At 36.9% G+C, this 14545-nt stretch carries 13 protein-coding genes, 1 tRNA gene and 2 other annotated features; of the genes, 8 read left to right on the top strand and 6 right to left on the bottom strand.

Annotated elements, in window-relative coordinates:
* Nucleotides 1-175: 175 nt before the first annotated feature.
* From IGL48_RS09070 to IGL48_RS09060, 3 genes are all read left to right on the top strand, one after another.
* A complete protein-coding gene (locus tag IGL48_RS09070) occupies nt 176-1414 on the top strand; it encodes an aminoacyltransferase (RefSeq protein WP_002362084.1) in 1239 nt (412 codons plus the stop codon).
* A 47-nt stretch (nt 1415-1461) separates the two neighbouring features.
* Entirely contained in the window at nt 1462-1752 is a 291-nt protein-coding gene (locus tag IGL48_RS09065; protein WP_002384323.1) for a hypothetical protein, read from the top strand.
* 175 nt (nt 1753-1927) lie between these two features.
* On the top strand, nt 1928-2893 hold the full coding sequence (locus IGL48_RS09060) for a hypothetical protein (RefSeq protein ID WP_002384324.1): 966 nt from the start codon (nt 1928-1930) through the stop codon (nt 2891-2893).
* 87 nt (nt 2894-2980) lie between these two features.
* On the opposite strand, the gene IGL48_RS09055 is transcribed toward IGL48_RS09060, so the two are convergent.
* The 3 genes from IGL48_RS09055 to IGL48_RS09045 all read right to left on the bottom strand — a co-directional run bounded on the left by IGL48_RS09055 (nt 2981) and on the right by IGL48_RS09045 (nt 5092).
* Nucleotides 2981-3160: a hypothetical protein gene (locus IGL48_RS09055; RefSeq protein WP_002384325.1), complete on the bottom strand. Its 180-nt coding sequence runs from the start codon at nt 3158-3160 to the stop codon at nt 2981-2983.
* 212 nt (nt 3161-3372) lie between these two features.
* Nucleotides 3373-4863 carry a glucosyltransferase domain-containing protein gene (locus IGL48_RS09050; protein ID WP_002385810.1) on the bottom strand — a complete coding sequence of 497 codons (1491 nt, stop codon included), beginning with the start codon at nt 4861-4863 and terminating at the stop codon, nt 3373-3375.
* 156 nt (nt 4864-5019) lie between these two features.
* Nucleotides 5020-5092, bottom strand: a tRNA-Thr gene (locus tag IGL48_RS09045).
* Nucleotides 5093-5355: 263 nt separating this feature from the next.
* Nucleotides 5356-5601: a binding site (T-box leader), on the top strand.
* Nucleotides 5602-5884: 283 nt separating this feature from the next.
* Nucleotides 5885-6135, top strand: a binding site (T-box leader).
* An 85-nt stretch (nt 6136-6220) separates the two neighbouring features.
* Between IGL48_RS09045 and IGL48_RS09040 the strand changes: the two genes are divergently transcribed.
* The 5 genes from IGL48_RS09040 (at nt 6221) to IGL48_RS09020 (ending at nt 11959) form a co-directional block, all read left to right on the top strand.
* Nucleotides 6221-7291: a methionine ABC transporter ATP-binding protein gene (locus IGL48_RS09040; RefSeq protein WP_002356948.1), complete on the top strand. Its 1071-nt coding sequence runs from the start codon at nt 6221-6223 to the stop codon at nt 7289-7291.
* Nucleotides 7292-7309: 18 nt separating this feature from the next.
* Nucleotides 7310-7990, top strand: coding sequence for a methionine ABC transporter permease (locus tag IGL48_RS09035; protein ID WP_002366918.1), 681 nt, complete (start codon nt 7310-7312; stop codon nt 7988-7990).
* A 19-nt stretch (nt 7991-8009) separates the two neighbouring features.
* Entirely contained in the window at nt 8010-8843 is an 834-nt protein-coding gene (locus IGL48_RS09030) for a MetQ/NlpA family ABC transporter substrate-binding protein (protein WP_002407486.1), read from the top strand.
* 14 nt (nt 8844-8857) lie between these two features.
* Entirely contained in the window at nt 8858-10051 is a 1194-nt protein-coding gene (locus IGL48_RS09025) for an amidohydrolase (RefSeq protein ID WP_002384328.1), read from the top strand.
* Between the two features lie 369 nt (nt 10052-10420).
* Nucleotides 10421-11959, top strand: a complete 1539-nt coding sequence (locus tag IGL48_RS09020) for an ABC-F family ATP-binding cassette domain-containing protein (protein WP_010824791.1) — start codon at nt 10421-10423, stop codon at nt 11957-11959.
* Between the two features lie 54 nt (nt 11960-12013).
* Here the strand turns inward: IGL48_RS09020 and IGL48_RS09015 are convergent, their stop codons facing one another.
* The 3 genes from IGL48_RS09015 to IGL48_RS09005 are packed head-to-tail and all read right to left on the bottom strand — an operon-like array spanning nt 12014 to nt 14542.
* Nucleotides 12014-12940, bottom strand: a complete 927-nt coding sequence (locus tag IGL48_RS09015; protein ID WP_002356954.1) for a metal ABC transporter substrate-binding protein — start codon at nt 12938-12940, stop codon at nt 12014-12016.
* Nucleotides 12927-13796: a metal ABC transporter permease gene (locus IGL48_RS09010; protein ID WP_002377030.1), complete on the bottom strand. Its 870-nt coding sequence runs from the start codon at nt 13794-13796 to the stop codon at nt 12927-12929. Before IGL48_RS09010 ends, IGL48_RS09015 begins: the two co-directional genes overlap by 14 nt.
* Nucleotides 13793-14542: a metal ABC transporter ATP-binding protein gene (locus IGL48_RS09005; RefSeq protein WP_002360005.1), complete on the bottom strand. Its 750-nt coding sequence runs from the start codon at nt 14540-14542 to the stop codon at nt 13793-13795. Before IGL48_RS09005 ends, IGL48_RS09010 begins: the two co-directional genes overlap by 4 nt.
* Between the last annotated feature and the right edge of the window lie 3 nt (nt 14543-14545).

Raw genomic sequence — 14545 nt, 5'->3', positions numbered from 1 at the left:
AAATTCTTTTTTTCCGTTGAAAACTGTTTGCATTTTAGCAAAATTAGATATAATTAATAAGAACCGAAAAATAAGAATTAGCCAGTGAGGTAACTTTGTTTGAAAGAAAGCAAAAAGTAGGTTAAGCTGAAAAGTGCTAATTTATTTAACAAAAAAAGATTGTGAGTTGTTTGATATGGATCAGTTTAGTACATTAACTGAACAAGAATTTACTACCTTTGCAATGACACATCCTGCAGGTAACTTTTTAGAAACACCCGAAATGAAACATTTATTGGAACGACGTGGCTGGCATTGTGAATACGTTGGCGTCAAACGAGAAGGCCAACTAATTGCTGCGTGTATCCTAAGCAAGAAAAAAGTCAAAATTGGTTATGCTTTCGACATTGACGGCGGAATTTTGATGGATTATACAGATAAAAAATGTGTAGAAGCCTTTTTCACAGGCTTAAAAAAATATGTGAAAAAAAATGATGGCCTTTATTTAACCTTTACTCCAAATAAACAAATTTGTTTACGTGATTTTAATGGCGGTGAAGTTGAAAAGGTCAATCAAGAAACATTTGACTATTTCACATCAATTGGTTTTGAACACCAAGGGTTTGATGTGCACAATTTTGATGGCGCGCCACGTTGGCTGTTTGTCAAAGATATGGCTGGATTAACAGAAGAAGAGCTTTGGAAATCTTATGGAAAAGATGCTAAATATGACATCAAGAAAACATGGGAATATGGAGTAACAACCCGAGAACTTCGTTACGAAGAGCTACCTCTCTTTAAGAAATTAACGGAAGAAACAAGTGCACGGCGTAATTTTGAAGATAAGGATTTAGCTTATTACCAAGCTGTTTATGAAGAGTTTGGCGAACGAGCGAAATTTATGGTGGCGGAACTAAACTTTGCTACTTATTTAGAAAATCTTCATGAGAAATTACGCAAATTACAAGAGACGCTCAACGAAGTCAATGAAGCGTTAATTGCCAATCCTAAAAGCCGTAAAAAAAATAACCAGAAACGTGAATTTGAAGATGAAGTTCGTACCGTGCGCAAACGGATTGACGAGGCTAAAGAAATGAAAACATCAGATGAACCTGAAATTTTAGCAGGCGCCTTATTCATTGTTCATCCACAAGAAGTGGTTTACTTGTTTAGTGGTACGTATGAAAAATATAAACAATACTATGCACCGTATTTAATTCAACATAAAATGTTAACTTACACAGTAGAAAATAACATTCCCAAATATAATTTTTATGGCGTTGACGGTGTCTTTGATGGAAGTGATGGGGTTCTTAAATTCAAACAATCCTTTGGCGGTCATGTCGAAGAATTAATGGGCAATTTCCAATGGAAAGCCAAACCAATGAAATATGCCTTATATCACGCATTAAAAACAATTAAAGAAAAAGTCTAAAATTAAAACCCAATCCTTAAAAAGGAATGGCAAAGTGAGGCGTTTAAATGGAAAATCAAGTTGAGGTTATGACGTATGCACAGTTAAAGGAAATTATGCAGGCGTTAGAAGCAAACGAAGCGATTACAGAAGATACAAAGATCTTTATTGATACAGGATGGGATAGCGTGCAAGAAGTAGCCCCAGATGCGGTCAGTATTGAAAAAGTTGCTAAATTTACAGTAGCAGATGTTTTAACAAACGAAAGTTTTGCTGGGTATAGTTTAGAAGAAAAGGCGGAGAAGTTGAACGCTGAGGGCGACCTAGAAACGGCAATTATTATTCGTAATCTTTACTAAAAAAGTCCGTTTGAATAGTTAAAATCGAGGTCGGGACAGAACCGTTTAGCTCCGAGCAACGCGTAGTGTTGGTTCTGTTCCCGCCGGTTATCAGGTTTTGAGCCTGGAGCAAAAATCCAAAGTGATTTTTGTCCCAGGCTCATCTGCTTTAAATAAGAAATAAAGGAGGTTAGATATGAGTACCATTCATGAATTTCCAAAAAACTATGAACGTTTTATTGCACAAGGAGAAGAAGCACTTGTAGAACATAATCAGATCGCCGCTTTAGAAAATTTTCAACAAGCCTATCAGCTACAACAAACGCCGCCAGTAAACCAAAAAATTGTCCAATTATTGTTGGAAATGGGTGAAGCTGACGAAGCACTAGCATTGGCAGAAGCGTTCCAAGAGACTTATTTTGAGAACCTTGAAACAGCGGCAATTTATATGCAAATTTATAGTCAAAGTCGTCGCTTTATTGAAGGGTATATTTTATTGAAGCAATTACTTCAAACTAAAAAAATAACGCTAGCACAACAAAAAACGTTAGAACAGCAATTAATGCAAGTGGAAGAGGCGTATCAACAATTAGAAACGCAGCAAATTCAAGCAATTAAAAGGAACTTGTTAGTAAGCGATCAATTGCCCGTTTATCAACAATTAGCGAACATTAAAACCAGTTTATATTTGCCTAAACCAGTATTTGTGGAAGTCGCAAAAGATTTAGTTATGAACCAAGCACTTAGTTATTTTGCTCGGGAATGGTTCATTGAAGAATTAGCACTGTTGCAATTTTCAGAGCCACTGACTTTTCTTTGGTATGACAATCAGCCTCAGACAGTCTTACTAGAAGGAAAAAATGGACCGTTAAATACGCCGATCTATTCCGAAATTTGTACTGAACTTAGGAATCGTTTAGAAAATGATGATCCAATTATGCTGCAGCATTTGGAAGAAGAAATTCGGTTGCATCTTGCCTATTTGTATCCATTAGCAGAGACGGTTATTTCAGATCCAACTATCTGGGTCTTGGGTTATTTGGCAACCTACTATCCTGAATATATTGAAAAAGAATTGACTGAAGCAAAAGGCCATCAAATCGCTGCTGTTCAAAAAGTTCAACAGGCGATACGAACGGCTTTTACACAAATAATGCTTTAAAAAATGGCACGTCCTAAAAACGAGGACGTGCCATTTTTTCGGTTTCAGAAATTTGCTGAATCTGCTCTAATTGCTTTTCTTGACTGATTATTGCGGATAATAGAAAAAAGCAAGACAGAAATAAGTAAAAAGGATTCCTTGAATCAAGCAAATCACAACGAACAATGGCGTTGCTCCTGGAAAAGAATCAGAAATCCGTGTAATTAAAAATTCAACTAACCATAAAATCATTGAAAATAAAAATAATTTTTTCTGATGAGTTCTCATAGTCCGCAACAACCTTTCTGGTGATTTTCACTTCTCTATCATAACATAGAAAACGAGCTGTTTTTTCTCAAAAATTTTGTTACTTCATAAGAAAAGTGGGAAATAAGCAAGTTTCAGGAAGTACTAGCTTTACCGAAAAGAATACTTAATCCATCTTAATCAAACCATACAGTCACGTTTATTGCAAAAGAAGTGTTTTTGGATGAAACAAATTATTTCATAAACACAAATATTTCTTTGTTGTTTGTATAAATGTCATAAAAGTGATTACTTACTACTTTTTGATTTTTAGACATATCCGTATCGGTCAGTGGTGCCATCTCTACTCCTAAATTCGATGAAGTATTGAACCAAACGTAATTAGGGAAATATAGACCGTCATTTGGTGGCACGATTTTTGAAAGAATTGGGTAGTTTCGACTTGTATTAGCATAAACAGTTGAATTTTTGAAAAACGTATTTAAATAAACTTTTTTTCGTTCGTTTGTTACAACATTTTTTAAATCATCTGTTAAAACAGCTGCTTGGCGATTGAATGCTTCTTTTTGATAGTTTAATGTGGAAGAATACACCAAAACAAACGATAAAATATAATAAGATAACAAGCTGGCCACAAGTAACGAAGTTAGATAAATTGCTTTCACTTGTCGATTGTTAAATAAACTTAACATGCTGATTGTAACAAAAACAGCAAATCCGTAAATATAGCGAGGCGCATCACCAGCGATATTTCTTGAATAGACAATAAAAATACCAAAACTTAAGAGAGAAGCAAGTCCTAAATACAAGATACAATAAAGGAAACTTAGGCCTAAGTTGATTTTGCTATTTGATAGATGACTAATAAAAAATAAAACAAGCAGCAGGAGCAGTAATAAAAGCCATAAACGATTACTTTGATTCAATAGCTCTGAAAAATAATGGTAACTATTTTGATAAGCCACACTGGGAATATCGTGCAAACTTGGTAAGGCCTGACTGCCCCCAATGTTGTTTGTTGCGGAAGGTACAAATTTTAACTCGATAAGGTAGCTGACTATAGAAAGTAGATAAGCGATAGCAGCAAGTGCGACTTTTTTACAAAGAGCAATGAAATTTTCTCCAGCAAGTAACTGCTTGAAAGTAAGGAATAAGACGATAACTATATAAATTCCTGACGAGGCTTGGTAAGTATTAAACATAACAAACAGTGAAAAGACAGAAACCAAGAAAAACGTAAAAGAATTACGCTGCCACCAATAAAAAGGAAGAAACGAACAAAAAATACTCAATGCCATATAGGGACTATCAAACCTGAAACTAAGACATTGAAGGAACCAAGGATTGAGGCCAATTAAAGTAGCTACTAAAGAGGAACCCCAGCTAATTTTTTGGTCATTGATGATATAAATAGCCAGTATGCTTGTGAGAGATAAGATAAGACCTGTTAGAATCGGTGTGGTCAAGCCCAGATCTGTCAAATGACGACTTCCTTGAACAAACCATGAGAGAAATTCACTGCCCCAACGTGCGTAAGTCGTACCAAAATCTGTCATTCCAGCGACTTGGCGAGCATTATCATCTAAGTAAGGGAAATTGATAATGCCGATGGATAAAACTGCCACTTGATAAATTAAAATGATCAATAGAAGATAGGCTTTATTTTCAATACACCAATTCTTTAAATCAAATTTTTTTGATTCTGTAGGTAATTGTTTCATCATTGTACTCCACTCCAATAATTATTTAACAATTAAAATATACCATAACGAGTGGAATGAAGAAATTGCTTTTGTTATTTTCTCATCTTGACAGAACACTAAGTGTAGGCAAAACAAAAAATCCCAACTCTTTATTAAAGAGTTGGGATTTTACCAAAAAGCCACCTGCCGGGCTTGAACCGGCGACCCCCACCTTACCATGGTGGTGCTCTACCAACTGAGCTAAGGCGGCGTTTTCAAAGGCTAAACTAACTCGAGGATTGCAACGAAGTGAAACCCATAGAGTTCACTTTCAAAGGCTACACTGCGACGAGTAATCGTCAAAGTTCCTTTTGAAAAATCGTACAAATCTCGTGCACAAGAAATAGAATAACGTATTGACGAAAGTTTGTCAATTGCTCTTTCGTAAAAAAAGAAAAATGATTTTTTTCTAAGAAAAACTGTTGACAATCTCTTTTTTCTCTAGTAAAGTGTAAATCAACATCACAGATAACTATTCATTCGTTGAAGAGAAGAGTAAATTTTGATGACCTTCAAAAGAGAGTCCTGATTGGTGAAAAGGGACAAGGTTCAGAAAAGTTGAAGATGGCCTCTGAGAATAAATTGCTGATAAGTAAGCAATTTCGGCTAAGCACCCGTTACCATGTGCACCAAGTTAATAAAGACTTGGATAAGAGATGAGATATAAAGAATCAGTTATATTTCGAAAAAAGGTGGTACCGCGAATCATTCGCCCTTTACTAGCAAAATGTTAGTGAAGGGCTTTTTGCTGGGAATCACTACGACTGGCGCGAAGCGACAGAGTAGATGATGAACAGTACAAGATGACCGAAGGGCAAGTTGTGTCATTTGCACGAAAGTGTTCCTACGATTCTCGCCACAGTCAAATCCTGTTGAGAAGAACTACGACTGATGCAAAGAGAGAGCAGCTATTATCTGCGATTACTCGATGCTTGAAGGGGTAGGAACTCTAGTCTGTTTGATTTTGAAAATAAACGAAAATCAGTTTAAAATGAATAGAAATAAAAAAGCAGTGATATAGTAAGTACAAGACTTGATTTGTCTAACAGAGAGCCTAGGTAGCTGAGAATAGGTGACAAAGACGTTTTGGAAAATGGCTATTGAGCAAGCGCTCCGAGTGTTAAACACAAGGCGGCGACGGGGGCTCCCGTTATCGAGCTAGGGTATCGAACATGTTGTTCCGTACTTGAAAAGGGAATTTGTGTGAGCAAATTCTGAACATGAGGTGGTAACACGCAAAAAAGCGTCCTCAACGATACAACTCGAGTTGTGTCGTTGAGGATGCTTTTTTCTTTTTTATGAAAAAATGCAGGTTGGTAAGAATGAAGGGGGATAAAGAATGATTGAACTAAAAAATATCAGTGTGACATTTCAACAAAAAAAACAAGAAATTCAGGCTGTCCAAGATGTTTCTTTGACAATTGATAAAGGGGATATCTACGGAATCGTTGGTTATTCCGGTGCTGGAAAAAGTACGCTAGTACGGGTAATTAATTTATTGCAACGACCAACAGCGGGCACCGTTATTATTAACAAAGAAAATATTTTAACTTTTTCTAAAAAGGAATTACGACAACAACGAAAAAAGATTGGAATGATTTTTCAACATTTTAATTTGATGAAAGAGCGGACTATATTTAGTAATATCGATTTTTCATTAAAATATTCTGGGCTAAGTAAAAGTGAACGGCGTCAAAAAATCAGCCATTTATTAGAGCTAGTTGGACTAAGTGAAAAACGGGACGCTTACCCCAGTCAACTATCAGGAGGGCAAAAACAGCGGGTTGCGATTGCCCGCGCTTTAGCAAATGATCCTGAAATTTTACTTTGTGATGAAGCGACGAGTGCGTTAGATCCAAAAACAACGGGACAGATTTTAGCCTTGTTAAAAAAGTTAAATCAAGAACTGAACTTGACGATTGTCTTAATCACCCATGAAATGCAAGTGGTTAAAGAAATTTGTAATAAAGTCGCGGTGATGGAAAATGGCTGCGTTGTCGAATCAAACGATATTGTTTCGATTTTTAGTCAACCCCAACAACCTTTAACCAAAGATTTTATTCGGACAGCAACTCATATTGACCAAGCATTAACCACGATTCTTGAACATCCTAAATTAGCTGATTTAGATAAAAATCAAGAATTAATTGAATTTTCTTATGTGGGAGATCAAACGAACGAGCCATTAATTGCACAATTGTATAGCCAATATCAGGTATATACAAATATCCTTTATGGCAATGTCGAAATTGTTCAAAACGTTCCTATTGGCCATTTAATTGTGGTGCTTTCTGGTGATGAGGCCCAGCGTCAACAAGCCCTTACTTATTTAGCGAAACAAGGCGTGCGAACCAATGTTTTGAAAACCTATCAGCAAACGAAGCAAAAGCAGAACTTACAGGTGATTTAAAAAAGGAGTGAACTGAGAATGTATCAATTATTTGAGAAATATTTTCCGAATGTTGTCCAATTAAAACAAGAGTTTCTTCAAAGTACATGGGAAACAGTATACATGGTTTTTTGGACAGCCTTGATTGCTGGTGTGTTAGGAGTCTTGTTGGGTGTCGTGCTTGTCAGTACTGGCCCCAGTGGTGTTTTGAAAAATCCACCCCTGTATAGTGTCTTAGAAAAAATTATTAATGTTTGCCGCTCTATTCCTTTCATTATTATGCTCGCACTGATTCAACCGTTAACACGAATTTTGGCAGGAACAACAATTGGTACAACCGCAGCGTTAGTCCCATTAGTTATTGGCGTAATCCCGTTCTTCGCGCGCCAAATTGAAAATGCGTTATTAGAAGTGGATCCTGGCGTTATTGAAGCGGCAGAAGCCATGGGGACGAGTCCCTTAGGGATTATTTTTCGGGTTTATCTAATTGAAGGGTTACCAAGTATTATTCGTGTTTCAGCGGTGACAATTATTAATTTGATTGGATTAACAGCCATGGCAGGAGCGATTGGAGCCGGTGGTCTGGGCAACTTAGCGATTACTCGAGGATACAATCGGTTTCAAACCGATGTGACATTTATGGCCACGTTAATTATTTTAATTATGGTATTTATCAGTCAAGCCATTAGTAATCAATTAATCAAAAAAACATCACATTAGAAAAAAGGAGAAATGACAAATGAAAAAATTTAGTAAATTAATTGGACTTATTGGGGTATTAGCTTTTACGATTGCAGGTTGTGCATCGGGGTCTGCGAAGGATACTAAGACAGAAACCGTTAAACTAGGGGTTGTAGGAACAAAAAATGATGAATGGGAATCGGTCAAAGACCGTTTGAAAAAGAAAAATATTGATCTACAATTGGTAGAATTTACAGACTATACGCAACCCAATGCAGCATTAGCAGAAAAAGAAATTGATTTAAATGCCTTTCAGCATCAAATCTTTTTAGACAATTACAATAAAGAACATGGGACGAAATTAGTATCAATTGGCAATACAGTCAATGCACCATTGGGAATTTACGCCAATAAATTGAAAGATATCACGAAAATTAAAGACGGCGGAGAAATTGCTATTCCTAATGACCCAACGAATGGTGGGCGGGCGTTAATTTTATTACAAACTGCAGGACTGATAAAAGTTGATCCTGCGAAACAGCAACTACCGACTGTCAGTGATATTACTGAAAATAAACGCCAATTGAAAATAACTGAATTAGATGCTACGCAAACAGCGCGCGCTTTACAAGATGTCGATGCTTCAGTGATTAATAGCGGCATGGCTGTCGATGCTGGGTATACACCAGATAAAGATGCTATTTTCTTAGAACCTGTAAACGAAAAAGCGAAACCTTATGTGAACATTGTCGTGGCCCGAAAAGAAGATCAAGAGAATAAACTTTATCAAAAAGTTGTAGAAGAATATCAACAAGAAGAAACGAAAAAGATCATTGCAGAAACATCAAAAGGCGCCAATGTTCCAGCCTGGGAAACATTTGGTAAAAAATAAAGGAGGCATTTATAATGAGTACAACAACGATTCAAACAATCCAAGAAACTATTTCTACAGAAAAGGAATGGATAATCCATTTAAGACGTCATTTTCATCAATACCCTGAAGCAAGTTTAAAAGAATATGAAACGATTAAGCGAATTAAAGAAGAACTACTAGCCTTAGCTATTCCTTTTGTAGAAGTAGGGGAAACGGGTGTTTTAGCAACCATAGAAGGAGGTCTTGGCGCTGGCAAAACGATTTTGTTACGTGCAGATATTGATGCGTTGGAATTGCCAGATGCAACAGGCGCTGCCTATGCTTCTAAAAATCCAGGACTCAATCATGCTTGTGGACACGATGGTCATGCGGCAGCATTGCTAGGTGCAGCTAAAGTGCTCAAAAAACATCAGGATACCTTTTCAGGAACGATTAAACTGGCCTTCCAGCCAGCTGAAGAAATTGGTGCAGGCGCTCGACAATTTGTGGAAGGAAATTATTTAGAAGCAATCGACCAAGTGTTTGGGATTCATTTAGATTCCAGTGTGCCGGTTGGAAAATTAATCGCTACCAAAGGCGCCACCAACGCCTCTTGTGATATTTTTAAAATTGAAGTCAGTGGTCAAAGTAGTCACGTCGCCCAACCACAGAATGGCCGAGATGCTGTTTTAGCAGCGGCCAGTATCGTTGTGGAATTACAAAAAATTGTAGCTCGCGAGATTGATCCTTTAGATTCTGTCGTAGTAGGAATTGGCGTTTTACAAGCAGGAACACGCTATAATATTGTAGCAAACCAGGCAACCATTGAAGGTACTGTTCGAACATTTAGTCAGGAAACGCGCCAATTTGTTTTACAACGAGTCGAAGAAATTGCCCATGAAATTGCCCAGTCTCATCGCACAGAAATTGCTGATTTTTCTGTTTATGCGGCAGCGAATCCATTAATTAATGAAGAACAAGCAACCAACCGTGCACAGCAGGTAGCCAGTGAAATTGTTGGTTTTGAAAATGTTGTGACCGATCATCCTAAAAGTTTAGGGGCGGATGATTTTGCTGATTACTTAGCGGTAATTCCTGGTATCTATGGACGGGTCGGTTCACGAAACCCTGAAAATCCTGCTACTCATTTTGGACACCATCATGAACAATTTGATATTGATGAACGTGCCTTACTTTTAGCAGCAGAGTACCACGTACGCTATGCATTAAATTATTTATCAGAATAATAGGGATAGGGAGCCGACAAAATGATTGTTTGTGGGCTCCTTTCGTTATAAACCAACGTGGCTTGCTTTCTTGTCATACTATGATAGAATACAAGCATAAGAAAGGTGATTCACATGTTTTTTGTTTTAACTGATAAATTAACAAGAAAAGTAGCTCCCGATAGTTTAAGAACAGATGAAGCACTGTTGTGGAGCCGAGCAATTAATTTCTTCATCGCTTGATAGCACATTTTTTGACTAGAAAAGCTAGTCTTATTTGAGTGTACGTACAAGCGGTTGTCGGGATTTCTGTCAGGATGGACGACGTGCAGACGTGGTTCTTTTTTTGTTGTCCCAAAATAATCAGTTAACAAGAAAGAAGTGACGAAAATGAGTATTTTAACTATTGAACATTTAACGCATCGGTTTGGCGAAAAGGTCTTGTATGAAGAGGCTTCATTGCAAGTGAATAAAGGGGATCATTTAGGCTTAACTGGCCAAAATGGTGTCGGCAAATCCACCTTAATTAAAATTTTAACGGGGGAAGTATTGTCAGACGAAGGAACGATTCAGTGGCAAAAAAATTGCAAGATTGGGTACTTGGATCAGCATGTTTCTGTAGAACAATCACTAACGATGGTTGATTTTTTGAAACAAGCCTTTCAAGAACTTTTTGATAAAGAAGCGAAACTGACAAAACTTTATGAAGAATACAGTCAAACGGCTTCGGAAAAACTTTTAGAACAAGCAGGCAAGTTACAAACAGATTTAGATGAAAGTAATTTTTACCAAATCGACACGATTATTCAGGATTTAGCCAATGGGTTAGGACTACAAGCAATTGGTTTGGATAAAAAGTTAGGGGAGCTAAGCGGTGGTCAACGTTCAAAAGTGATTTTAGCAAAATTATTGTTAGAGGCCCCTGATGTGTTACTTTTAGATGAACCCACCAACTATTTAGATGATACACATATTCAATGGCTTGTTCGCTATCTGAATAATTTTGAAGGAAGCTTTCTATTAGTCTCCCATGATTATCAATTTTTAAATGAAGTGACGAATTGCATCGCAGATATTGAGTTTGGCAAATTAACCAAATATACTGGAAATGTAGAAAAATCTTTTGCACAAAAAGAGCAGAATAAGCAAACCTATTTGAAACAGTATCAGGCCCAACAAGAAAAAATTGAAAAAATGGAAGCCTATATTCGTAAATACAAAGCTGGAAATCGAGCAACGATGGCTAAAAGTCGACAAAAACAATTGGACCGGTTGGAACGATTGACTCCGCCTGGTTCCTTGACTAAGCCGGCGATTGAATTTCCTTATCAAGGGTTAGTTGCAACGCAAGCACTAACGACCCAGAAGTTAGTTGTCGGCTATCGGGAACCTTTGTTAGAACCGTTAGATTTAATGGTTCATGTCGGTGAAAAAGTCGCATTGAAAGGCTTTAATGGGATTGGCAAATCAACATTAATTAAAACGTTGACGAAAGTGATTCCTTCATTAGATGGAGAATTTCATTATCCGCTGAATACAAAAATTGCTTATTTTACCCAAGACTTAGCGTGGCCTAATGAGCAGTTAACGCCGCTAGACTATTTATCAGATCGTTTTCCAGATACAACGATTAAAGAGCGAAGAAGTCATTTGGCTAGGGCAGGTTTACCAGATAAGTTAGCAATGCAGTCGTTAGCCCTGTTAAGCGGTGGTGAGCAAACAAAAGTAAAACTAGCGGAACTAATGATGCAAACTAGTAATTTGTTATTTTTAGATGAGCCAACCAATCATATTGATGAAGCGGCCAAAAAAAGTTTACAAGAAGCAATTCACGTTTACCCAGGAACGGTTTTTCTGGTTTCCCATGAAGCAGATTTTTATGAGGAAATTGTGGATCGAGTAATTGATATTGAGGAATTAGTTAAATAAAGAAGAAAGAACCAAGTTGAGGGGGAGTCAACTTGGTTCTTTCTTCTTTATTATTTATTTACTCATTAAGCCATCATGGATTTTTGTTAAATTCCAGTTCATCATGCTGTAGTACGTATCGCCTTCTGTTCCTTCTTTGGCAAGAGAGTCTGTGAAAAGTGTATCGTAAATTGGTCGTTTCACTTCTTTTGAGACCCGTTCCATACTACGTTTATCGACACTGGTTTCAACAAATAACACAGGTGCTTTTGATTTCTTAATGGTATCAATAATCGTGGTCATTTGTTCAGGTGTTCCTTGACTTTCTGTGTTAATTTCCCAAATATAAGCGGCATTTAAATCATAAGCTTTGGAGAAATATTTAAAGGCACCTTCACTTGTAACTAATAATTTTTTATCATCAGGAATATCAGCAAATTTAGCTTTGGCTTCCTCATGTAGTTTGCTAAGTTTTTCGGTATAATTTTTCGCGTTTTCTGTATAGAAATCTTTATTTTTTGGATCTTTTTCTACTAACACGTCACGAATGTTTTCTACATATTTAATGCCATTTTCAATGTCTAACCAAGCATGTGGATCTTCTGTTTGTTCTTGACCGGCACTTGTTAAATATTGTGGCGTAACATTTTTGCTTGTAGAAAAGTAATCTTTATTCTCAACTTTTTTGGCCGTTTTCATTAATTTGTTAAACCAGCCATTTCCGCCTGTTTCTAAGTTCAAGCCGTTAAAGAATAAAATGTCCGCTTCAGAAGCTTTCGCAATGTCTTCTGGTAACGGTTCATATTCGTGAGGGTCTGTCCCAATTGGCACAATACTATGCAGCTCAATTTTGTCTTGCCCAACATTTTTCACTAAATCAGATAGGATCGAGTTCGTTGTCACAATTGCTAATTTTTCTTTCTTTTCAGCGGCTTGATTCCCGCAAGCAGCTAACGTTAACCCTGCTAAAAGTGTTAAAAAAAATAAACTAAATTTTTTCATTCGTTGATTCCTCCATTTCTTTCTGACGGTTTACAAATACTAGGCCTTTCTTTGGTGAGAAAAAGAAAGCCAATAAAAAGAATAAGGCGGCGGTTAAAACAATCGTCGCACCAGAAGCTAAGTTATAAGAATAACTGAAGAATAGGCCAATCACTGAACTTAAAATCCCAAAAGTAGAGGCTAAGCCAATCATTGTTGGTAAGTGATTTGTTAATAGATAAGCTGTTGCCGCTGGTGTAATCAGCATGGCAATGACTAAAATAGTTCCGACGGTTTGTAAAGAAGAAACAGCGACTAATGTTAGTAAAAACATCAATGCATAGTGGAAAAATTGAATATTTAAACCATAAGCCTGAGCCATTGTGGGATCAAAAGAAGTGAGTTGCAACTCTTTATAAAACAATGCCACAAAAATCAAAACAATCACACCGACGACACAAGTAATTAAAATATCGGTATCTGCGACCGCTAATACATTTCCAAACAGAATATGATATAAATCGGTGGAACTTTTTGCAAAAGAGATAAAAATAATCCCTAAAGCAAAAAAAGAACTAAAGACAACACCAATGGCAGTATCATTTTTTAGTGGACTTTTTTGGGTAATAAAGCCGATCGATAATGCAGCTAATAAGCCAAAAATAGAAGCGCCAAAAATATAATTGAAACCAAACATATAAGAAACAGCGACCCCTGGTAAAACAGCATGGGAAATCGCATCACCCATCAAAGACATCCCACGTAAAATAATGAATGAACCAATTACCCCTGAAATGAGTCCGACAATTACAGACGTCAAAAGGGCATTCTGTAAAAATTGATAACGGAATAAACCATCAATAAATGCAGCAATCATTTTGCAACCCCCTGTATTAATAAATCACCTAACAAATCACCGTATGCTTCTTGTAGCGTTTCTGCAGTAAACGTTTGTTCAACAGGACCCGCAGCAATTAGCCGGTTTTTCAAAACGATTAATTCATCAAAATAGTGGGACACTTTGTGCAAATCATGGTGAACAATGATAATCATTTTACCTTGATTTTTTAATGATTTGAGAATATCCATAATCACTTTTTCACTAGACATATCAATGCCGACGAAAGGTTCATCTAAAAAAATCACCTCAGCACCTTGGGCCAAAACACGGGCAATAAACACACGTTGTAATTGGCCACCAGAAAGTTCGCCAATCTGGCGTTGCGCATAGTCTTCTAATTGCACCATTTTTAATGCAGCCATGGCTGCTTGCTTTTCTTTCTTTCCTGGGCGTTTTAATAGTCCCAAGTTTGGATAGGTTCCTAGCAAGACCGTTTCAAAAACGCTAATTGGGAAACTAAGATCCAAGGCGCTACGTTGTTCTACATAGGCAATGGTTGTTTTTTGTTGGTCAATCGCTTGATTATTTAACAAAACATCACGTTCCTTTGTTTTAATCAAGCCTAATAACCCTTTAATAAATGTTGACTTTCCAGCACCATTTGGTCCGATAATTCCAGTAATTTTACCGGAGGGAATAGTAACGTGGATATTATTTAAAGCGGTCCGTCCTTGATATTGAACGGTTAACGCTTGAACAGCTAAGTTAAAGCTTTTTCTCATGAA

The sequence above is a fragment of the Enterococcus sp. DIV1090 genome (assembly GCF_050537975.1).
Classification (GTDB): Bacteria; Bacillota; Bacilli; order Lactobacillales; family Enterococcaceae; genus Enterococcus; species Enterococcus faecalis.
This window is presented reverse-complemented; position numbering and strand designations above follow the sequence as displayed.